The 21,367-nt window shown below is 67.5% G+C and carries 21 protein-coding genes; 16 read left to right on the top strand and 5 right to left on the bottom strand.

What is annotated here, in order from left to right:
- Positions 1 to 4: 4 nt before the first annotated feature.
- Genes SJY12_RS00870 through hemC form a run of 3 tightly spaced genes read right to left on the bottom strand, consistent with a single transcriptional unit; the run spans position 5 to position 2,557 of the window.
- Positions 5 to 895 (bottom strand): hypothetical protein, encoded by an 891-nt coding sequence (locus tag SJY12_RS00870; protein ID WP_050600348.1) that lies wholly within the window; start codon positions 893 to 895, stop codon positions 5 to 7.
- A 49-nt stretch (positions 896 to 944) separates the two neighbouring features.
- Complete coding sequence (locus SJY12_RS00865) at positions 945 to 1,631, bottom strand: uroporphyrinogen-III synthase (RefSeq protein ID WP_160766512.1); 687 nt, start codon at positions 1,629 to 1,631, stop codon at positions 945 to 947.
- Complete coding sequence (gene hemC, locus SJY12_RS00860; RefSeq protein ID WP_397505685.1) at positions 1,628 to 2,557, bottom strand: hydroxymethylbilane synthase; 930 nt, start codon at positions 2,555 to 2,557, stop codon at positions 1,628 to 1,630. The genes SJY12_RS00865 and hemC overlap by 4 nt, the downstream gene beginning before the upstream one ends.
- Before the next feature lie 45 nt (positions 2,558 to 2,602).
- On the opposite strand from hemC, the gene tsaD reads away from it, so the two are divergent.
- The 12 genes from tsaD to SJY12_RS00800 all read left to right on the top strand — a co-directional run bounded on the left by tsaD (position 2,603) and on the right by SJY12_RS00800 (position 14,712).
- Positions 2,603 to 3,631, top strand: coding sequence for a tRNA (adenosine(37)-N6)-threonylcarbamoyltransferase complex transferase subunit TsaD (gene tsaD / locus SJY12_RS00855; protein ID WP_397505684.1), 1,029 nt, complete (start codon positions 2,603 to 2,605; stop codon positions 3,629 to 3,631).
- On the top strand, positions 3,628 to 4,620 hold the full coding sequence (locus SJY12_RS00850; protein ID WP_397505683.1) for an NAD(P)H-dependent glycerol-3-phosphate dehydrogenase: 993 nt from the start codon (positions 3,628 to 3,630) through the stop codon (positions 4,618 to 4,620). Before tsaD ends, SJY12_RS00850 begins: the two co-directional genes overlap by 4 nt.
- Entirely contained in the window at positions 4,617 to 6,119 is a 1,503-nt protein-coding gene (locus SJY12_RS00845) for a lipopolysaccharide biosynthesis protein (protein ID WP_397505682.1), read from the top strand. Before SJY12_RS00850 ends, SJY12_RS00845 begins: the two co-directional genes overlap by 4 nt.
- An 88-nt stretch (positions 6,120 to 6,207) precedes the next feature.
- A complete protein-coding gene (locus SJY12_RS00840; RefSeq protein ID WP_397505681.1) occupies positions 6,208 to 7,905 on the top strand; it encodes a von Willebrand factor type A domain-containing protein in 1,698 nt (565 codons plus the stop codon).
- Positions 7,906 to 7,957: 52 nt separating this feature from the next.
- Positions 7,958 to 8,698 (top strand): OmpA family protein, encoded by a 741-nt coding sequence (locus SJY12_RS00835; RefSeq protein WP_050600216.1) that lies wholly within the window; start codon positions 7,958 to 7,960, stop codon positions 8,696 to 8,698.
- 109 nt (positions 8,699 to 8,807) lie between these two features.
- Entirely contained in the window at positions 8,808 to 9,380 is a 573-nt protein-coding gene (locus SJY12_RS00830) for a hypothetical protein (protein ID WP_063507115.1), read from the top strand.
- A 67-nt stretch (positions 9,381 to 9,447) separates the two neighbouring features.
- Positions 9,448 to 9,810: a response regulator gene (locus SJY12_RS00825; protein WP_063507116.1), complete on the top strand. Its 363-nt coding sequence runs from the start codon at positions 9,448 to 9,450 to the stop codon at positions 9,808 to 9,810.
- Positions 9,811 to 9,906: 96 nt separating this feature from the next.
- Positions 9,907 to 10,293 (top strand): four-helix bundle copper-binding protein, encoded by a 387-nt coding sequence (locus SJY12_RS00820; protein ID WP_050600347.1) that lies wholly within the window; start codon positions 9,907 to 9,909, stop codon positions 10,291 to 10,293.
- A 74-nt stretch (positions 10,294 to 10,367) separates the two neighbouring features.
- Positions 10,368 to 11,552, top strand: coding sequence for an acyl-CoA dehydrogenase (locus tag SJY12_RS00815; RefSeq protein ID WP_397505680.1), 1,185 nt, complete (start codon positions 10,368 to 10,370; stop codon positions 11,550 to 11,552).
- A 211-nt stretch (positions 11,553 to 11,763) separates the two neighbouring features.
- Positions 11,764 to 12,414, top strand: a complete 651-nt coding sequence (gene maiA / locus SJY12_RS00810; RefSeq protein WP_397506611.1) for a maleylacetoacetate isomerase — start codon at positions 11,764 to 11,766, stop codon at positions 12,412 to 12,414.
- The gene (locus SJY12_RS00805; RefSeq protein WP_397505679.1) at positions 12,411 to 13,421 is read left to right on the top strand and encodes a fumarylacetoacetate hydrolase family protein; all 1,011 of its coding nucleotides are present in this window, start codon (positions 12,411 to 12,413) and stop codon (positions 13,419 to 13,421) included. The genes maiA and SJY12_RS00805 overlap by 4 nt, the downstream gene beginning before the upstream one ends.
- A gap of 28 nt (positions 13,422 to 13,449) precedes the next feature.
- On the top strand, positions 13,450 to 14,712 hold the full coding sequence (locus tag SJY12_RS00800; protein ID WP_397505678.1) for a hypothetical protein: 1,263 nt from the start codon (positions 13,450 to 13,452) through the stop codon (positions 14,710 to 14,712).
- Positions 14,713 to 14,745: 33 nt separating this feature from the next.
- Here SJY12_RS00800 and SJY12_RS00795 read toward each other — a convergent pair whose 3' ends face one another.
- The gene (locus SJY12_RS00795) at positions 14,746 to 15,909 is read right to left on the bottom strand and encodes an acyl-CoA dehydrogenase family protein (protein WP_050600210.1); all 1,164 of its coding nucleotides are present in this window, start codon (positions 15,907 to 15,909) and stop codon (positions 14,746 to 14,748) included.
- 43 nt (positions 15,910 to 15,952) lie between these two features.
- Positions 15,953 to 16,714 carry a crotonase/enoyl-CoA hydratase family protein gene (locus tag SJY12_RS00790; protein WP_050600209.1) on the bottom strand — a complete coding sequence of 254 codons (762 nt, stop codon included), beginning with the start codon at positions 16,712 to 16,714 and terminating at the stop codon, positions 15,953 to 15,955.
- 117 nt (positions 16,715 to 16,831) lie between these two features.
- Here SJY12_RS00790 and SJY12_RS00785 point away from each other — a divergent pair, with 117 nt between their 5' ends.
- The 4 genes from SJY12_RS00785 to SJY12_RS00770 all read left to right on the top strand — a co-directional run bounded on the left by SJY12_RS00785 (position 16,832) and on the right by SJY12_RS00770 (position 21,322).
- Complete coding sequence (locus tag SJY12_RS00785; RefSeq protein WP_397505677.1) at positions 16,832 to 18,100, top strand: acetyl-CoA C-acetyltransferase; 1,269 nt, start codon at positions 16,832 to 16,834, stop codon at positions 18,098 to 18,100.
- A 58-nt stretch (positions 18,101 to 18,158) separates the two neighbouring features.
- Positions 18,159 to 19,220 (top strand): GTPase ObgE, encoded by a 1,062-nt coding sequence (gene obgE / locus SJY12_RS00780; protein ID WP_050600207.1) that lies wholly within the window; start codon positions 18,159 to 18,161, stop codon positions 19,218 to 19,220.
- Positions 19,221 to 19,295: 75 nt separating this feature from the next.
- Positions 19,296 to 20,414 carry a glutamate 5-kinase gene (gene proB / locus SJY12_RS00775; protein WP_341859323.1) on the top strand — a complete coding sequence of 373 codons (1,119 nt, stop codon included), beginning with the start codon at positions 19,296 to 19,298 and terminating at the stop codon, positions 20,412 to 20,414.
- Entirely contained in the window at positions 20,411 to 21,322 is a 912-nt protein-coding gene (locus tag SJY12_RS00770; RefSeq protein ID WP_397505676.1) for an NAD-dependent epimerase/dehydratase family protein, read from the top strand. Before proB ends, SJY12_RS00770 begins: the two co-directional genes overlap by 4 nt.
- The last annotated feature ends 45 nt before the right edge of the window (positions 21,323 to 21,367 follow it).

Below are 21,367 nucleotides of genomic sequence, written 5' to 3'. Positions count from 1 at the left end.
GGCCTTAGCCCTCTTCGGCGGGGCTCGGCTGTTCGACGCGGTTGCCCGCCCCGTCGCGCAACCGGCGCGGTTCGAGCACGGCAGCGGTTTCGATCAGGTCGAGCGCCCGCTGCGCTGCGGCATAGCGTTCGGCATCGCGCAGCCAGCCCTCGGCGCTTTCAGCCCCCGGCAGGTTGCGCACTTCGGCGATCGCGGAATCGGTCCGCCCGCTTTCGAGGAACAGCCGCGCGCGGTCGAGCCGGCGCTGGGGCTGCGGCGATGGCGCACTTTCGCGGCGAATCACGAACAGTTGCGACAATTCTTCGCTGAAGCGCGCGAACCCGTCCCGTTCGCTCGGTGCGGCGAGCTGCGGCGAGAGGCCTTCCAGCCGCGCGATCAGCTGGTCGAGCGTGATCGGATCGCGGCTGGTGCGGATGATGGTGTCGACCGCATTGGGCATGGCATCGCCGAAGCGCAGCCGCAGCTGGTCGGCCAGATAGCCGAGCTCGGCGCCTTTCTCGAGCGCGCGGCGGGTGGCGAAAGCGATCAGCAGCCCTTCGGCGCGGGCGGTGTTGCCGGCTGCGGCCTCGGCCTGCAGGTCCAGCCGCGCCAACCGCTGTTCGGCCGCCGCCAGCCGGGTGTCGAGCCCGCCCTGCTGTTCGGCCACGCGCTCGACTGCTTCCTGCGCGGCCTGGCTGGCGGTGGCACTGGGCGTGGGCGAAGGATCTACCGCCGGGCTGGCCAGCACCTGGGGCTGGTCATCCGCAGCGGCGCCCGCTTGTGGTTCCGCGCGGTCGCTCAGCGAATAGACCGCATAGCCCGCCACTGCCCCGCCCAGCACGAAGCTGGCGATCACGGCGATCATCACCGGCCTTGCCGAAGGCCCCTTGCGCCGGGAGCTGGTGTAAGTGTCCATCTGTTCCGTTCCGCGAACCCGGTCGCCCTGCCGGGGCGCCGTATTATCGTTAGGCATCGGTCTGACACAAAGCTTCCGCCAAGGCCAGTAGCTCGCTGTCGCCCGGGGCATCGGCTACCGAGACCGAGCGCCAGCCCTCGCCGGCCAGTTCCGCGACGCGCGGACCGATTACCGCGAGGTCGACGCGGGCGCGGTCGAGCTTGTGGCGGTCGAATTCGACGCCGAGCCGCTCGGCCGCGGCACCCGAATGCAGCGCCACCACGCCGCCCCCGCGCAGCAATTCGCGGTCTTCCTCGGCCAGCCCCTCGGGCACCGCGCGGTAGACGGTGCGCGTCTCGACCCTGATCCCGTCGGGCAGGCGCAGCGTCACGCGATCCGCGCCGGCAAGGCGCAGCAGCCGCAATTCGCGCTTGCTCAGCTCGTCGAGCAGGTTCTGCAGTCCGCCGCGCCCGGTGCGGCCGATCAGGAACCCCGCCGCCCGCGCCGCATCGGCGGTCGCCTCGCCCACTGCGTGGACCGGCAGCTTGGTGAGTTTCGCCAGCTGCTTGCCGCCGTGGCGAAAGGTGTTGGCGCTGCCGACCAGCAGACCGTCGAAATCGGCGGAGTCGGGCGCATCCCAGGCCACCGGCTCGATCGTGAACAGCGGCGCGCCATGCACGTCGAGCCCCATCGCGCGCGCGGTTTCGGCGCTGACCGACCAGCCGGGTTCGGGGCGGATCAGGAACAGCGGCTTCACGATATCGGTCCGAAATGTTCGGTCACGGCCGCAGGTGCGCGCGCCAGCAGATCACGCGCCAGCGCCAGCGGCGCAGCATCGTCACCCGCGGCGAATTCGGCCTCGCCGTCGATGCGGACGGTGCCATCGGGGCTGAAGATCGCCGCCGTCAGCGCGATCCGGCCATCGCCGCTGCGCGACAGCGCCGCAATCGGGCTGCTGCACGACCCCCCCAGCCCTTCGAGCAGCCGCCGTTCGGCAGCCACTTCGGCATGGCTGGGCGCGTCGTCGATCGCAGCCAGCATCGCGCGCGTCTGCGCATCGCCGCTGCGGCACTCGATCCCGATCGCGGCCTGCGCGGGGGCGGGAAGCCATTCGGCCGGGTCCAGCCGCACGCCGACGCTGTCTTCGCCCAGCCGGTCGAGCCCGGCGGCGGCGAGAAAGGTCGCATCGGCTTCGCCCGCCTCGAGCTTGGCCATCCGCGTGGCGACATTTCCGCGAATGCCCACCACGGCAAGGTCGGGCCGGAGATGCAGCAATTGCGCGGCACGGCGCGGGGCGCTGGTGCCGATCCGCGCGCCGGCAGGGATGTCGGAAATCGCCTGCGCGCCGAGCAGGCGGTCGGCCTTGTCGGCGCGCGGCAGGATCGCGGCGATGGCGATCGCTTCGGGCCGCAGCGTCTCGACATCCTTCATCGAATGGACCGCGCCGTCGATTCGTCCCTCGACCAGCCACTGGTCGAGTTCGCGCGTCCACAGCGCCTTGCCGCCGATTTCGGCGAGCGGGCGGTCCTGGATGCGGTTGCCGCTGGCGACCACCGGGACCAGTTCGACCGCCGATTCGTCCCAGCCATGCGCGGCGCACAGGCGCGCGCGCGCTTCGTGCGCCTGTGCCATGGCAAGCGGAGAACGGCGGGTTCCGAGACGGATGAGAGGTTGGGCTGGCATAGGGTCGGCTTGCCCTAGCGAGCCATGGCGCTAAGGGAAAGCAGGATGGCACTGGTTCTCGGCATAGAAAGCTCCTGCGACGAAACCGCGGTCGCGCTGGTCGACAGCGATCGCCGGATCGTGGCGCAGCGGATCGCCTCGCAGGATGCCGAGCACGCCCCCTTCGGCGGCGTGGTGCCCGAGATCGCGGCGCGCGCGCATGCCGAACGGCTCGCCCCTATGATCGAGGGCGTGTTGCAGGATGCGGGCATCGGCCTGGACGAGTGCGACGCGATCGCCGCGACTGCCGGCCCCGGGCTGATCGGCGGGGTGATGGTCGGCCTGGTCAGTGCCAAGGCGCTGGCAATGGCGAGCGACACGCCGCTGATCGCGATCAACCATCTCGAAGGCCATGCACTGAGCCCCCGCCTCGCAGACGCGAGCATCGCCTTTCCCTATGCACTGCTGCTGGTGTCGGGCGGGCATTGCCAGATACTGCGCGTCGACGGCGTGGGCGAATATCGCCGGTTGGCGACCACGATCGACGATGCGCTGGGCGAAGCCTTCGACAAGACCGCCAAGATCCTCGGCCTCGGCTTTCCCGGCGGTCCCGCGGTGGAGCGCACCGCGAAGGAAGGCGATGCCGCCGCTGTCCCGCTGCCCCGGCCGATGGTCGGCAGCGGCGAACCGCATTTCTCATTTGCCGGCCTCAAGAGCGCGGTCCTGCGCGCCTACGAAAGCAGCAAGTACGAAATCGCCGATATTGCCGCCAGCTTCCAGCAGGCAGCGGTGGATTGCGTAACCGACCGGTTGCGTATCGCGCTGGCGGGCATGGACGATGTCGATACGCTGGTCGTGGCCGGCGGGGTGGCGGCCAATGCCACGGTGCGCGCTGCGCTCGAACAGCTTGCCGCCGCGCATGGCATGCGCTTTGCCGCCCCGCCGCCCAAGCTGTGCACCGACAATGCCGCGATGATCGCCTGGGCGGGCATCGAACGGCTGGGGCAGGACGACCCGCTCGACATTTCCGCGCGGCCGCGCTGGCCGCTCGACCCTGCGGCCGAACCGGTGCGCGGCGCGGGGGTGAAGGCATGAGCGGCGTCGGCGTCCTCGGCGCTGGCGCATGGGGCACCGCGCTGGCGCAGATGCTGGCGAGCGACGGGCGCGAGGTGGTGATCTGGGCGCGCGAACCCGAACTGGTCGCCGAGATTAATTCCGCGCGCACCAATTCGATCTACCTTCCCACTGCCACGCTGGCCGAAACGATCCGCGCCACCGGCGATCTGGCCGAACTCGGCGCGCTCGATACCTTGCTCGTGGTTACCCCCGCGCAGCATACGGGCAGCGTGCTGGCTTCGCTGCCCGCGCATCCGCGCGATCTGGTGCTGTGTTCGAAGGGGATCGAGGCCGGCAGTGGCCAGTTGATGAACCACGTCGCACAGGATGCCGCACCCGGCAGCGCGATCGCAGTGCTGTCGGGCCCCACTTTCGCGCATGAAGTGGCTGCCGGGCTGCCCACTGCGGTTACGCTGGCCTGTGCCGGGGGCGAAGCGCAGTGGGACCGCATTTCCCCCGTCATCGCGCGGCCGGCATTCCGGCCCTATTATTCGGACGACGTGATCGGCGCCGAAATCGGCGGCTCGGTCAAGAACGTGCTCGCAATCGCCTGCGGCGTGGTCGACGGGCTGGGCCTGGGGCAGAATGCGCGCGCGGCGCTGATCGCGCGCGGCTATGCCGAGATGCTGCGCTTCGGCGAAACGCTGGGGGCACGCGCCGAAACCCTGGCCGGGCTGTGCGGGTTGGGCGATCTGGTGCTGACCTGTTCGTCGACCTCAAGCCGCAATTTCTCGCTCGGCGTCGCGCTGGGCGAAGGCGGCAAAGCGAGCGAGCTGATGGCCGATCGCCGGACCGTGGCCGAAGGCGCGCATACAGCGCCGGTGCTGGTCGAACTGGCCGCGCGGCACGGCATCGCCATGCCGATCGTCACCGCCGTCTACGGCCTGCTGAAAGGCGACGACCCGCGCGCCGTCGTATCCGACCTGCTCGCCCGGCCCCTGCGTGCCGAACAGGGCCACCCCGGGTGACCGACGCAAAACCGGACGAAGATCTTTCCGCGCTGGCCAAGGGCGGAAGGCAGAACTTCTTTGGCTTCATCCTGCGGCTGGTCGCGCGGCTGCCCTTCCTGTTCATCGCCGGGCGCCTTTACGGCCCCGATGCGCTGGGCCGCTTCGCCTCGGCGCTGGTGGTGGTCGAACTGGTCGCGCTGCTGTGCGCGATGGGCGAAAAGCGCGGACTGGCGCAGCGGCTCGCCGACGGCGACGACAGCCATCCCGCCAATCTGGTCTATGACGGCATGCTGCTGGCGCTGCTGTTCTCGGGCCTAGCGGCAGCGTTCTTCTGGTTCGTCCCCGCCCCGCTGTTTCCCAGCGGGGAATACACCGCGCTCGACCGGTTCATCGTGCTGGCGATCCCCGCCTATGCGCTGACCGAAATCGTCCTCGCCGCGCAGGCGTACAAATACGATATCGCCACCACCGTGCGCGCCCGCGCGGTGATCGAACCGTGGACGATCTCGATCATGGCCGGGGTGTTCTATTTCCTACCGGTGGTCAGCGATTCGGGGCTCGCGCTGGCCTATCTCGCGTCGATCTACGCCGGGCTCGCCGCCGGGCTGTGGGCCTTCTTCCGCAGCTATGGCCGTCCGCGCGGCTGGCGGCCGCATCCGGTCTATATGGGCCGGTTGACGATGCGCGCGCTGCCGCTGGCGACGGCCGACGCAATCGAATGGGGCACGAGGCGCGTCGACATCTTCATCCTCGGCCTGTTTGCCGCGCCCGCCGCGGTGGGCGTCTATTACATCGCGCAGCAGGTCGCGAGCCTGCCGCAGAAGCTCAAGACCAGCTTCGAGCCGATCCTCGGCCCCGTCATCACCAAGAACCTCAAGACCCAGAATTACCAGGCGATTGCCAGCCAGATCTGCCAGGTCGGCTTCTGGATCGTCGCCATGCAGGCCGGCATCGCGCTGGCGCTGGGCGTCCCCGGCGAAGCGGTGATGGGCCTTGTCGGGCCTGAATTCGTCGGCGGCACCGGGGCGCTTGCCTTCCTGCTGGTGGCCGAAGTCGTCGCCGCGACCGCAGTCGTGTCCGAAGCGGTGCTCGTCTACGTCGCACGGGTCCGGAACTTGTGGATCTCGATCGGGACGATCGCGCTGCAGGCCGTGCTTACCGTGGTGCTGATCGAAGCGATGGTCGCGGGCGGCTATGGCGAGCCATACAAGGCCGCCGCCGCGGCAATCGCGCTGATGCTGGCGCTGGGCACTGCCAGCCTGGTCAAGGCGATGCTGCTCTCGCGCATTCTCGGCCAGTCGATCAACACGTTCCGCTGGCCGCTGGTGTGGGCCGTGGCGCCTGCCGTGCTGGTCGGCTGGGGCGCGACGCAGCTGCCCGAATGGGCCGAGCTGATCGTGGGCATACCGGCGATCCTCGGCATTTATGGCATCATCATCTGGAAGCGCGGGTTCGGCCCGGAGGACCGGGTGCTGTTCCGCCGCAATCTCGATAAGGAAGAGCCCGAGCGCATCTGACCGTTCGTCGCGGATAAGACACGTTCAGTCGGTATTCACCCCAGGAACGGGTAGCGTGGAGCACTCGCAAGGAAGGGGAGGACTGCCCATGCGTTTCGCAAGATTTACCGTCACTTGTGCAGCAGCTGCGCTGATCGCCGGCTGCGCCACTCAGCCCGATGGCGATACCATCATCATCGCCAGCGGCAAGGCCGATCGGACCGAAGCGGGCCGCACGCCGCCGCCGCCGCCACCTCCTCCCCCGCCGCCGCCTCCGTCAGCGCATATGGCCAGCCCATCACCTATCGTCATGGGGTCCCGAGTTCGTGCCGACGCGGCAACCCCATCCACCGAAACATCGGTCATCGAACCGGGCTATCGCTATTTCCCGCCGGTCTTCGTGCCCGCACCGCCCAGCCGCGAGCAGTATGACGGCGAGGACGTGTCGCCGGTTAAGCTGGTCGCCAGCGAACCCGTCTCGACCTTCTCGGTCGATGTCGACACCGGCGCCTATACCAATGCCCGCCGGTTCATTTCCGATGGCGCGCTGCCGCCCAAGAGCGCGGTGCGGACCGAGGAATTCATCAATTACTTCCGCTATGACTACGACCGGCCGGAAAGCCTCGACCAGCCGTTCACGGTCAACACCGATGTCGCGGTGAGCCCGTGGAATGCCGACGCGCGCCTGCTGCGCATCGGGCTCGCCGGGTATGAAATGCCCGCGCAGGAACGCCCCGCCGCCAATCTCGTCTTCCTGCTCGATGTCTCGGGCTCGATGGGCAGCGCCGACAAGCTGCCGCTGGTCAAGACCGCGATGCGCCAGCTTGCCGGACAGCTGACCGAACGCGACCGCGTCTCGATCGTCGTTTACGCCGGCGCCGCGGGCCTCGTGCTCGAACCGACCAATGACGAACGCAAGATCAAGGACGCGCTGGACCAGCTCAATGCCGGCGGGTCGACCGCGGGCGGTGCGGGGATCGAACTCGCCTACCGCGTGGCCGAGGCCAACCGCATCGAGGGCGGCGTCAACCGCGTGATCCTGGCGACCGATGGCGATTTCAACGTCGGCACTTCGGATCGCGAGGCGCTGGTCGAATTGATCGAGAAGAAGCGCGAAAGCGGCGTCACGCTGTCGGTGCTCGGCTTCGGCCGCGGCAATCTCAACGATGCGATGATGGAACAGGTCGCCAACAACGGGAACGGCAATTATTCCTACATCGACAGCGCGCTGGAGGCGCGCAAGGTGCTCGGCGATGAAATGGGCGCGACGCTGTTCACCATCGCCAAGGACGTGAAGATCCAGGTCGAATTCAACCCGGCGGTTGTCAGCCAGTACCGCCTCGTCGGCTATGAAAACCGCGTGCTGCGCGAAGAGGATTTTGACAATGATGCGGTCGATGCGGGCGATATCGGCGCGGGTCATCAGGTCACCGCACTGTATGAAGTGATCCCCGCCGGCGGCGAAGGGTGGGGGCCCGCGCGGCGTTACGAGGACATGGTCGATGACCGCGCCCGCGAACTGGCGAGCGAGGCGGCCTATGTGAAGCTGCGCTACAAGCGGCCCGATGGCGATACCTCGCAGCTGCTGACCTACACCCTGCCCGCCTCCGCGCTTGCGACAAACGGGGTGCCGCGCGGCGATTTCGCCTTCGCCAGCGCGGTCGCCGCTTTCGGCCAGAAACTGCGCGGCAACCCGCTGCTGGCGAATTATGCCTATCCGCAGATCGCCGCGCTGGCCGGGCCGCAGCGCGATTTCTGGCGGCAGGAATTCCTCCAGCTGGTGATGACCGCCGAGGGTTTGGAATAACCGCGCGCACGGCGCTTGGCAGGGGGGGCGGCTGGCGGCTAAGAGCCAGCCCATGTCGATCCGTGCTCCCCTTGTCATGCTTGCCGGTGCCATGGCGACCGGCCTCGCCGGCTATGCACTGGCCGAGCCGATGGCGGCCGACTTCATCGACCGGCTCGAAACGCAGTCCGCCGCAGCGATAGCCGAAGCGGGCGGCACGGGGGTCACCGCACGTTTCGCCAGCGCCACCGGGTCGCTTTCGCGCCACCCGCTGCTGAGCGGCGGCGAGGATTTGGACGAGAGCGTCCGCACGCGCGTGGCGCGTGAAGTCTACGACATTCCCGGCGTCGGCGGTGTGACCTGGAGCGACGGGACGGTGCGCGCCGAGAGCGACGAGCCGACCTACCAGCCGCTGCATTGCCAGGAAGACGTCGAAGGGCTGCTGCGCACCCGTTCGATCCGGTTCGAGGAAGGCAGCAGCGCCTTGCTGCCGTCGAGCCGCAAGCTGCTCAACGAAGTTGCCGACGCGCTCCGGCCGTGCCTCGGCTCGATCATCGCGATCACCGGCCACACCGACAAGGCGGGCACCGAGCCCGGCAATCTGGCGCTGAGCATGGAACGCGCGCGCGTGGTGCGGCAGGCGCTGATCGAGCGCGGCATCCCGCGCGACGGGCTGCGCGCCAGCGGGGTCGGCTCCAGCCAGCCGGTCGAGGGGCTGGCCCCCAGCGACCCGGCCAACCGCCGCATCGAATTCTCGGTGATCCGCACCGAACCGCTCCGTCCCACCCCCGTCGACACGCCGGGAGCCCGCTGACATGCCGCTATGGTTCGAACTGGCCGCGCTGATGGTCGCCGCCTACGGCGCGGGGATCGGCATCGGCTGGGCGCTGTGGGGCCGCCACGACCAACAAGAGGACTAGACCATGAGCGAACTGCTCCAGACCTATTGGCCGCTGATCGTCGCCGCGCTGCTGCTCGGCCTGGTGATCGCATGGTACCTGTTCAACAGCTCGCGCAAGACCCGCGTCACCAGCACCAGCCGTGACGTGCTCGATGACGGCGCCGCCCCGGCGCAGCGCAACAAGGCGCTGATCGACAGCGCCCCGGCGGCGACCCCGATGCAGCCCGCGGCCGGCGTGCCGGCCGGCGGTGCCACGACGGAGCCGGCCGCCACTACCCCCGCCGCAACCCCAGCTCCGGCTCCGGCTCCGGCACCCGCATCAGCAGCGCCCGCAAGCGCATCGGCGGCGGCTGGCAGCGACGATCTGACCCGTATCAAGGGGCTGGGTCCGAAGCTGTCGGCCACGCTGCACGGCATGGGCGTGACCACATTCGCGCAGATCGCCGCGTGGGACGACGCCGAAATCGACCGCGTGGATGCGCAGATGGGCCGCTTCCAGGGCCGCATCCGGCGCGACGACTGGGTCGGCCAGGCGGCCATGCTCGCCGCTGGCGACGAAGCCGGTTTCGCCGACCGCTTCGGGAAACTCAGCTGACGCGACCGGGAACCGATTTCCGGCTGCGGTATTTGGTTACGTGGGTCCGCAGTCGAGGAGAGGTCAGATGAGTCGTCAATTACGAGTACTCGTCGCCGAAGACGAACTGATCGTCGGTTACGATCTGTGCGATACGGTGGCAGAAGCGGGCTACATGGTCGAAGGGCCGTATGACGATCTGTCGTCGGCCATGCTGGCCTACCAGAAGTCCAAACCCGATATCGCCATTCTCGACGTCCAGCTAGGCGATGGCATCGTCTATCCGCTGGCCGAACAGATGATGGCGGAAAACGTGCCGGTCATCTTCCATTCGGGTCAGCTGTCCCCCGCCGAGGTGGCGCTTCGCTTCCCACGGGCGCAGGCGCTGGCCAAGCCCTGCCCGCCGGCTGCCGTGATCGACTCGATTCAGCGCGCCGCCGCGCACGCCTGACCGCAGCGGGCGGGTTTCGCCCGCCATCGCCGGAACATTGCGCAGCGACGAACCATTCCTTGAACGAACGCAATATTCTCAAGGAAGGAAATGCCGATGTCGCTCCCCACAATGATCGCCGCACACCCGCAGGTCGAGGACGAGACCGAGGAACTGGTCACTGCCGCACGCCATGCAATGCTGTGTTCGCTGTTCTGCACCAGCTGCGCCGATGCCTGCGTGGCCGAGGACATGGACATGGCGCAGTGCATCCGCAACTGCCTCGACTGCGCCGATGTCTGCGCCGCGACCGCGCGGCTCGCCGTGCGCCGCACCGCGCAGAACATCGACGTGCTGCGCGCCCAGCTCGAAGCCTGCATCACCGCCTGCGAAACCTGCGCCGCCGAGTGCGAGAGCCATGACAATCCGCACTGCTCGCTGTGTGCCAAGATGTGCCGCGAATGCGCGGAAGATTGCCGCAAGGCGCTGCCGCTGGTGAAGTGACCTTCGCTGCCCGCGCGGGTCTTGCCCCGCGCGGGCAACCCTGCCAGTGGCTGGGGTGGAACAGAGGAGACCACATGGCCGCTATGGTGCCTTTCGCCTGGGACGATCCCTTCAACCTCGACGATCAGTTGACCGAGGACGAGCGGATGATCCGCGACGCTGCCCACGCCTTTGCGCAGGGCGAATTGCAACCGCGGGTGATCGAGAACTTCAGCAAGGAAGTCGACGACCCCGAACTCTTCCCGATGATGGGTGAGGCGGGCCTGCTGGGCGCCACCGTGCCGGAGGAATATGGCGGCGCGGGTGCCAGCTATGTCGCCTATGGCCTGATCGCGCGCGAGATCGAGCGCGTCGACAGCGGCTATCGTTCGATGGCCTCGGTCCAGTCGAGTCTCGTTATGTATCCGATCCTCGCCTATGGTTCGGAAGATCAGCGCAAGAAATACCTGCCCGGCCTTGCCAGCGGTAAGCTGATCGGCTGTTTCGGCCTGACCGAGCCTGATGCTGGCAGCGATCCCGGCGGGATGACAACCACCGCCAAGAAGGTCGATGGCGGCTATGTCATTTCCGGCTCCAAGACCTGGATTTCCAACGCCCCCTTCGCCGATGTCTTCGTGGTCTGGGCGAAGAGCGAGGCGCATGGCGGCGGCATCCGCGGCTTCGTGCTCGAAAAGGGCATGAAGGGGCTGTCCGCCCCCAAGATCGAAGGCAAGCTGAGCCTGCGCGCCTCGACCACCGGCATGATCGTGATGGACGAGGTCGAAGTGGGTGAAGACGCGCTGCTGCCCGAAGTGCAGGGCCTCAAGGGTCCGTTCGGCTGTCTCAACCGCGCGCGCTACGGCATCAGCTGGGGCGCGATGGGTGCGGCCGAGTTCTGCCTCCACGCAGCGCGCCAATACGGGCTCGACCGGCACCAGTTCGGCGTGCCGCTGGCGAGCAAGCAGCTCTACCAGCTCAAGCTCGCCGACATGATCACCGAGATCTCGCTCGGCCTGCAGAGCAGCCTGCGCGTCGGACGGCTGATGGACGAAGGCAAGTTCGCGCCCGAGATGATCAGCATCGTCAAGCGCAACAATGTCGGCAAGGCGCTCGATATCGCGCGCAAGTCGCGCGACATGCATGGCGGCAACGGCATTTCCGAAGAATACCAGGTGATCCGCCACATGGTAAATCTCGAGACGGTCAACACCTATGAAGGCACGCATGATGTCCATGCGCTGATCCTCGGCCGCGCAATAACGGGGATCGCGGCGTTTTGACCCCTCGCGTGCGAGCGATCCTGTCCTACAGCCCGGCCCTGTGCCACAGGGGCCCCATGCCCCGCACCCCGACCCGCCCCGTTTGCACCCGGCTCCGGCCGCGTGTGCAGGGGGCAGGTTTTTTCCGCCTGGACCGTGTAACATGCGGTCCATGTCGTGGACGCGCCTTCGGCCGTTCCAAGATCCGCGCGACATCGGGAGCCGCATCATGATCCGCCTTCACGGCTACTATCGCAGTTCGACCAGCTACCGCCTGCGCATCGCGCTGGAGCTGAAAGGGCTGGACTACGAATACGTGCCGGTGAACCTGCTCGAAAGCGAACAGAAAGGCGCCGCCTTCACCAGCCGCAACCCCTTTGGTTCGGTCCCGCTGCTCGAGGTCGACGGCAAGGACTATGTCCAGTCGATGGCGCAGCTCGAATGGCTCGACGAAGCCTATCCCGACGCGCCGCTGCTGCCCGGCAATGCCGGTGACCGCTATCTCGCCCGCGAACTGGCCCATGCCATCGCGACCGAGCTGCACGCCCCGCTCAACCTGCCGGTGCTCAAATATCTCGCCAAGGAATACGGCAAGTCGCAGGACGAGATCGGGATCTGGTACCGTCACTGGCTGGCGCGCACGCTCGACCCGCTAGAAGCGCGGTTGGCGCAGCTCGGCAGCGGCAACTTCCTGTTCGAGCGGCCCGGCCTGTTCGAGGTCTGCCTGTTGCCGCAGGTGTACAACGCCCAGCGTTTTGGCTTCGACTTTGCCGACAAGCCCCACATCACCCGGATCGAAACCGCCTGTCTCGCGCTGCCCGCGTTCCAGCGCGCGCATCCGGACAACCAACCCGACAATCCCGAGAGGATACAACCGACATGAAGCTCGCAACACTCAAGGACGGCACGCGCGACGGCAAGCTCGTGGTCGTCTCCAAGGACCTCACCCGTTACTGCGCGGCGGACAACATCGCGCCGACGCTGCAAGCCGCGCTCGACGATTGGGCCGAAGTCGCGCCCAAGCTCGAAGCGCTGTACACCGATGTCGAACATGAGGCGGTGCCGTGCGAGCGGTTCCACGAACGCGAAGCGCATTCGCCGCTGCCGCGCGCCTATCAGTGGGCCGATGGCTCGGCCTATATCAACCACGTCGAATTGGTCCGCAAGGCGCGCGGCGCCGAGGTGCCCGAGAGCTTCTATCACGATCCGCTGATGTACCAGGGCGGCAGCGACAACTTCCTCGCGCCGCGCGACGATATCCCGCTGGGCGACACCAAGTGGGGCTGCGACATGGAAGGCGAGATCGCGGTGATCACCGACGACGTGCCGATGGGCGTGTCGAAGGACGACGCAGCGGATCACATCAAGCTGGTGATGCTGGTCAACGACGTCAGCTTGCGCGGCCTGATCCCGGGCGAACTGGCGAAGGGCTTCGGCTTCTTCCAGTCCAAGCCCGCCAGCGCGTTCAGCCCCGTAGCGGTGACGCCCGACGAACTGGGCGAAGCATGGCAGGGCAGCGTCATCCACCTGCCGCTGATGGTCGATTACAACGGCCAGCCCTTCGGCCGCGCCAATGCCGGCGTCGATGCCACCTTCAGCCTCGCCGAACTGGTTGCGCATGCCGCCAGGACGCGCGACCTGGGTGCAGGCACGATCATCGGCTCGGGCACCGTCTCCAACCAGGGCCCCGACGGCAACCCGGGCAAGCCGGTGGCCGAAGGCGGTCTCGGTTACAGCTGCATTGCCGAAATCCGCATGATCGAAACCATCGCCAAGGGTGAAGCGAGCACGCGCTTCATGGTCCCCGGCGACAGCGTCCGCGTCGAGATGAAGGACGCCGACGGCCACTCGATCTTCGGGGCGATCGAACAGACGGTGGTGGAGGCCTGACGGGCCCCAGCTGACCGAAAACCGCATCATGTCCGCCCCCCCGACCCGCGGGCATCGCTGGCGCCTCGCGCTCGCCCTCATCGTGGGCGGTGTGCTGGCGTTGGCGCTGCTCCTGACCAGTTCCGAACCGGCCGTACCGGATAGCCGGCATGCCACCGCAGAGCAGGTCGCGGCCGCGCGCGCGCTCGTCAATCAGGCGCGGCAAAGCCGGGCGACGGGGGAGCCGGTTGAACTCACGCTCGCCGAAGCAGAACTGGCCGCGACCTCGGCGATGGTAACGCAGGGCTTTGCGCCCAACCGCTTCGACGCGCGCGTCGAGGATGGCGTGCTCACGCTGACCGGCAGCCGGCCCATGCTCTTCCGCTGGATCAACATCCGCGCGCAGGCGTCGGGGGCCAGCGAGGGGCTGCCGACCTTCGCCGTGAAGATCGGCGCGCTGCCCCTGCCCGACTGGTTCTCGCAATGGGGACTGGCGCTGATCCAGCGCCGGATGGCCGCGCAGGGCGGCACCCTCCCGCCGATCGACACGATCGTGCGCAGCATGCGGATCGGGCCCGACAGCGTCACCGCGCGGGTCCTCATGCCGCAGGGCAGCCTGCTCGCGCATGCCCGGACAACCGGCGTTCCCGCGGTCGACGAAGACATGGTGGGCACCATCTACTGCGCGCTCGCCGAACGGCAGCGCGGCGAGCCTGCCCCGCTGCTGGCGCAGCAACTGCGCCGCGCGCTCGCGGCTTCGCAGCCCAGCCCCGAAGGGCATTCCGCCGCGCTCGTTGCGCTTGCGCTGTTCTCGCTCGGGCCCGAGGCGGCCGAACTGTTCGGCGGTGTCGACGGCACGATCGGCACCTGCGCGGCCCGGCCGGTCGCGCTGACGCTGCAGGGCCGCGCGGACTGGGCGAAACACTGGGCGCTGTCGGCAGCGCTCGAGACCACCACCGGCAGCAGCATCAGCGCGGCGATCGGTGAATGGAAGGAACTGGCCGACAGCCTGGAAAGCGATCCGCTGCTGGCTCCCAAGGACCCGAGCGGCTTCTCCTTCGTCGATCTCGCCAGCGACCGATCGGGGATCAAGATCGCGCGGCGCCTGACCGATCCGGAGCGGATGGAAGACACGCGTGCGGCCTTGCTGGGCGCGCAGGACGAAGACCTGCTGCCCGCAGCGGCGCTCGCGCTCCGCGACGGGCTGACCGATGCCGAATTCGCCGCGCGCTACGGCGCGACCGACGATCCGCGCTATGAACGCAAGGTCGCCAGCATCGACGCGATGCTCCGCCGCGGCGGGATCGACTGAAGCAGCCGGTCTCCGCCGCGCCGGAGGATGCGATCACATCGAACGGGCGATGACCATCTTCATGACTTCGTTCGAGCCGCCGAAGATCCGCGTGATGCGGCTGTCGCGGAACATGCGTGCGATCGGGTAATCGTTGATGAAGCCCGCGCCGCCGTGGAACTGCAGGCACTTGTCGACCACTTCGCCCTGCAGTTCGGTGACCATGTACTTGGCCATGCACGCGGTCGGCACGTCGAGTTCGCCCTTGAGGTGCTTGGCGATGCAATCGTTGACGAACACCCGCGCCGCAGTGCCGCGCGCGTTGAGGTCGGCGAGCACGAACTGCGTGTTCTGGAAGTCCCAGATCGTCTGGCCGAACGCCTTGCGGTTCTTGACGAAGTCCATGGTGACTTCGAGCGCCTTCTCGATCCCGGTCATCGCGCCCATGGCGATGATCAGCCGTTCCTGCGGCAGCTCCCCCATCAGCTGGTAGAAGCCCTTGCCTTCCTCGCCGCCGAGCACGTTCTCTGCCGGCACGAAGACATCGTCGAAGAACAGTTCGGAGGTATCCGCCGCGTCCATCCCGACCTTGTCGAGCTTCTTACCGCGCTGGAAGCCTTCGGCGCCCTCGGTCTCGAGCAGCATCAGCGAGATGCCCTTGGCGCGCTCGTTCGGATCGGTCTTGGCGACGACGATGATGAAGTCCGCCGTCTGGCCGTTCGAGATATAGGTCTTGGCCCCGTTGATGCGGTAACCGTTGCCGTCCTTGAGCGCAGTGGTGGTGATGCTCTGCAGGTCGGAGCCGACCCCCGGTTCGGTCATGGCAATGGCGCTGACCAGTTCGCCCGTGACGAGCTTGGGCAGGTACTTCTTCTTCTGCTCCTCGGTCCCGTGACGCACCAGATAGGGCAGGATGACCGTGTTGTGCAGGCTGGCGGCGAAGCCCTCGACGCCGTGCTTCGCCTGCTGGTCGATCACCACCATGTCATGCCGGAAATCGCCGCCGTGGCCGCCGTATTCCTCGGGCACGGAGACGCCCAGCAGGCCGGCCTCGCCCGCCTCGTTCCAGAACTCGCGTTCGACCTGGCCGTCCTCGCGCCATTTGAGCACGCGCTTTTCCGGCGCATGCTGCTGGTAGAACTTGCCCACGGCATCGGCGAAGATGGAGATCTCCTCGTCTTCCATGAACTCGGGCTGGGGTACGTTGATTGCTGGCATCTCTCGGATCCTCTCGAATGTTCTTGTGACGCGCCGAAGGGTCTTACTTGCCCTTCCAGTTCGGCGCGCGTTTCTCGGCGAAGGCGGCGGCGCCTTCACGGGCGTCTTCGGACACGAAGACGGGAGCGATAAGCTGGGTCTGGCGCTTGTAGCGTTCGTCCATCGGCCAGCCGCGCGATTGCTTGATCACCTGCTTCGACACCTTCACCGCCAGCGGGCCGTTGGCGACGATCCGCGCGGCGAGTTCCTTGGCCCCGGCCAGCGCATCGCCATCGGTCACGCGGTTGATGAGGCCCAGCTCATAGGCGCGCGGTGCGTCGATGAAATCGCCGGTCAGCGCCAGCTCCATGGCGATCCGTTCGGGGATCTGGTCGGGCAGCATCATCACGCCGCCGGCTGCAGCGACAAGACCGCGCTTCACTTCGGGGATGCCGAACTTGGCCGCGGCGCTGGCGACCACCAGGTCGCAGGCGATCATCAATTCGAGCCCGCCAGCCAAGGCATAGCCTTCGACTGCGGCGATGAGCGGCTTTTCGGGCGGCTGCTGCACCACGCCGCCGAAACCGCGCCCTTCGACGCTGGGCGATTCGCCGCGCAGGAAACCCTTGAGATCCATGCCCGAACAGAAGGTCCCGCCCGCGCCGGTCAGGATGCCGACGCGCAGATTGTCGTCGCTGTCGAGCCGGTCCATCGCCGCGGCGATCCCCTCGGCCGCGGCCTTGGTCATCGCGTTCTTGGCATCGGGCCGGTTGATGGTGACGACGAGGATGCCGTCTTCTTCGCTCGTCAGAACTTCCTCGGACATAGCCGCTCTCTCCCATTTCAAATCGAAACTTGTCTTGCGCCCTTGCTGCGCGACGTTTACGCAAACGTCAACCGGCATTCGCCGCATAAAAAGACAAAACGAGAGGAGTCAGAAGCCATGGCCGAAGCCTATATCATCGACGCTGTCCGCACCCCGCGCGGGATCGGCAAGCAGGGCAAGGGCGCGCTCGCGCACATGCACCCGCAGCACCTCGCGGCCACCTGTCTCACCGCGATCAAGGATCGCAACGATCTCGATACCTCGACGGTCGACGACGTGATCTGGTCGGTCAGCACGCAGGACGGCATGCAGGCGGGCGACCTGGGCCGCATGGCCGCGCTCGATGCAGGCTATGACGTTACGTCCAGCGGCACCACGCTCGACCGGTTCTGCGGCGGCGGCATCACCAGCGTGGCGCTGGCTGCGGCACAGGTGATGAGCGGGATGGAAGACTGCGTCGTCGCCGGCGGCACCGAAATGATGAGCCTCACCGCTCAGATGACCAAGGACAAGATGGCCGCAGGGCTCAAGCCGCCGATGATGGGCAGCCATAACGAGCGCCTGATGCGGTCGCACCCGCAGAGCCACCAGGGCGTCTGCGGCGACGCGATTGCCACGATCGAAGGCTTCACCCGCGAGGAGCTCGACGAAGTCGGCTATCGCAGCCAGCAGCGCGCCGCCAAGGCGATCGCGGAAGGCCGTTTCGACAAGTCGGTCGTCCCGGTGAAGGACGACGAGGGCAATGTCGTGCTCGACAAGGAGGAATATCCGCGCCCGCAGACCACGCGCGAAGGCCTGGCCGAACTCGAACCCGCCTTTGCCAAGATTGCCAATGTCCCGCTCGACAAGAGCGGCACCACCTTCGCCGGGCTGGTGAATGCAAAGTACCCCGATGTCGAAATCAAGCACTTCCACCACGCCGGCAACAGCTCGGGCGTGGTCGATGGCGCCGCCGCGGTGCTGGTCGCCAGCAAGGACTATGCGCAGAAGCACGGGCTCAAGCCCCGGGCGCGCATCGTTGCGACGGCCAATATGGGCGATGATCCGACGCTGATGCTGAATGCCCCCGTACCCGCGGCGAAAAAGGTGCTCGCCAAGGCCGGACTTACCACCGACGATATCGACCTGTTCGAAATCAACGAGGCTTTCGCCGTCGTCGCCGCGAAATTCGTCAAGGATCTCGGGCTCGACTGGGACAAGGTCAACGTCAACGGCGGCTCGATCGCGCTGGGCCACCCGATCGGTGCCACCGGGTCGATCCTCATCGGGACGATGGTCGACGAACTCGAACGCCAGAACAAGCGTTACGGCCTCGTCACCATGTGCGCTGCGGGCGGGATGGCCCCCGCGATCATCGTCGAGCGGGTGGACGATTTCGTCGACTGATACGCCATAAGCATGCGCGCCCTCGCCTATGTCCGCGAAAGCGGCTAGAGGGCGCGCCATGCACTTTCTCGACCAAGCCAAGATCTTCCTGAAATCCGGCGCAGGCGGCCCCGGCGCGGTCAGCTTCCGCCGCGAAAAATATATCGAGTACGGCGGTCCCGACGGCGGCAATGGCGGCAAGGGCGGCGACATCGTGTTCGAAGCCGTCCAGGGCCTCAACACGCTCATCGACTTCCGCTACGCCCAGCATTTCAAGGCCAAGCGCGGCAATCACGGCCAGGGCAAGGACCGGACCGGGGCCGGCGCACCCGACCTCGTCGTCAAGGTTCCGCTCGGCACCCAGGTGCTCAGCGAGGACAAGGAAGAGGTGCTCGCCGATTTCACCGAGGTCGGCCAACGGCTCGTGTTCCTCGAAGGCGGCATGGGCGGCCGCGGCAATGCCAGCTACAAATCCAGCACCAATCGCGCACCGCGCCAGCACCAGCCCGGCGAACCGGGCGAGGAAATGTGGGTCTGGCTGCGGCTCAAGCTGCTGGCCGACGTCGGCCTGCTCGGCCTGCCCAATGCGGGCAAGAGCACCTTCATCAACCAGGTATCCAATGCCAAGGCCAAGGTCGGCCATTACGCCTTCACCACGCTGGTCCCCAAGCTGGGCGTGGTGACGCACAAGGGCCGTGAATTCGTGCTTGCGGATATCCCGGGCCTGATCGAAGGCGCCGCCGAAGGCGCGGGGATCGGCGACCGCTTCCTCGGCCATATCGAACGCTGCCGCGTCCTGATCCACCTGATCGACATTTCGGGCGACGATCCGGCCGAAGCCTATCGCACGGTCAATGCCGAACTCGAAGCCTATGGCAGCGAACTGGCGGACAAGCCGCAGGTGGTGGCGCTGAACAAGCTCGATCTCGCCGACCAGGAACTGGGCGAAGCCTTCGCCGAGGAACTGCTGGCCGCGGGGGCGGACAAGGTTTTTCCCATCTCGGGTGCGACCGGCGCCGGGACCGGCGAACTGCTCGATGCCCTGCTCGGCTACCTGCCCGATCACACCTCGACCGAGACGAAGACCGTCGAAGTCGAGGATTCGTCCGACGACAGCAATCCGGAATGGTCGCCGATCTGACCGTGAAGGCACGGTAACAGCGCGGCAAGGCAAGACGGCTTCCGCGCGCCGCCCGCAGCCGCTAGTCCCCTGCTGATGGACATCGCCGCCCTTTCCGACCTGCGCCAGGCGCGCCGCCTTGTCATCAAGGTCGGCTCTGCCCTGCTGGTCGACAAGGGACGCGCGCGGACCGCATGGCTTGCCTCGCTTGCGGCGGAAATCGCCGAGTTGCGGCAGACTTGCGAAGTCCTGCTCGTTTCATCGGGGGCGATCGCGCTGGGCGCCGCCCGGCTCGGCCTGCCTCACGGCGGCCGCGGCAGCCTCGCCGACGCGCAGGCCGCGGCATCGGTCGGGCAGGTGGAACTCGCCCGCCTGTGGTCCGATGCGCTCGGCGCACAGGATATCACTGCCGCGCAAATGCTCGTCACGCTCGGCGATCTCGAGGACCGGCGCCGCTATCTCAATGTTTCCGCCACGCTCGGACGCCTGCTGGCCGCGGGCGCGGTACCGGTGGTGAACGAGAACGACAGCGTGGCGACCGAGGAAATCCGCTTCGGCGACAATGACCGGCTGGCCGCGCGCATCGCGCAAGCGGCGGGCGCGGATGCGGTGCTGCTGCTGTCCGACGTCGACGGGTTGTTCGACCGTGATCCGCGTGAGCCCGGCGCGCGGCGGATCGCGCGCGTGGACGGGGTTTCGCCCGAGATCATGGCAATGGCCACTGCCGATTCCGGCTCGGGCCTAGGTTCGGGTGGCATGCGCGCCAAATTGCAGGCCGCACGCATCGCGGAACGCGCGGGCATCGCGCTGGCGATCATCAACGGCACCCGGCCCGCACCCTTCGCGGCCGCGTTGGCGCAGGACAGCGGCACCGTGTTCGTGCCGCAGTCGGGCGCGTCAGCACGGAAGGCCTGGCTCGGCGGACGGCTGGCCCCGGCAGGCAGCGTGACGGTCGATCAGGGGTGCATGGCCGCGCTCGATAACGGAGCAAGCGTCCTGGCCGCTGGCGTTACCGCGGTGGAGGGAGATTTCGTCCGCGGCGATCTCGTCGCAGTGCACGGCCCCGGAGGCGAACGGCTTGGTCAGGGACTGGTCGAATATGCCGCTGCCGAATGCCGCGCGATCATGGGTCTCCGGGAAGACCAGCAGGCACGCACGCTCGGCTATGCCCCGCGCGCCGCCGTCGTCCACCGCGATCACATGGTACGCCTATGACGATCGCACTGACCGGTGCCACCGGCTTCGTCGGCCAGGCCGTGCTCGACCAGGCGGCGCAGTCTGACGAGACCGTGCGCGCGTTGACCCGCCGCGCCCAGGCGCCGCGCGCCAATGTCGAATGGGTTGGTGGCGATTTGTCCGATACCGCCGCGCTGGCTGCATTGTGCGAGCCTTGCGATGCGATCGTCCACGTGGCGGGCCTGACCAATGCGCCCGATCCCGCGGCGTTCGAGGAGGCCAATGTCGGCGGCACCGCAAGACTGATCGCCGCTGCCAAGCACAGCCGCGCCAAGCGGTTCGTTTTCGTTTCCTCGCTCTCGGCGCGCGAGCCCGGACTGTCGGCCTATGGCGCCTCGAAAGCGCGAGCGGAAAAGCTGGTCGAGGCCAGCGGGCTCGACTGGACGATCGTGCGTCCGCCGGGCGTCTACGGTCCGCGCGACGTCGATTATTTCGAGATGTTCCGCAGCGCACGGTTCGGCTTTGTCCCGCTGCCGCCCGGCGGCGCGAGTTCGATCATTCATGTCACCGATCTGGCGCGGTTGCTGCTGGCGCTGGTCGATGCCCCGCCCGCGCTGGTGCGCCGCCGCGTTTTCGAACCCGACGATGCGCGCGAAGGCGGCTGGTCGCACAAGGAACTGGCGCGTGCGATCGGCAAGGCGGTGGGGCGGCCGGTCTTCGCGCCGCACCTGCCCCGAAGCGTGCTGGATGCGGCCGCGAAAGTCGACCGGATGGTGCGCGGCGACAAGGCCCGGCTTACCGCCGACAGGGTGGGTTATATGACGCATCCCAACTGGGTCGCGCGGTCGGCGATGAAAGTGCCCGAAGCCGTCTGGTCACCCAGCGTAAGCGGTGAAGAAGGCCTCGCCGCCACAGCGCGGTGGTATCGCGACAACGGCTGGCTCTGAAGCTCTGGACATTTGCGCGCGATTGCTCGAAAGGGCGCGCTTTGC

This window comes from Qipengyuania sp. R86523 (assembly GCF_044596365.1).
Lineage (GTDB): Bacteria > Pseudomonadota > Alphaproteobacteria > Sphingomonadales > Sphingomonadaceae > Qipengyuania > Qipengyuania citrea.
This window is presented reverse-complemented; position numbering and strand designations above follow the sequence as displayed.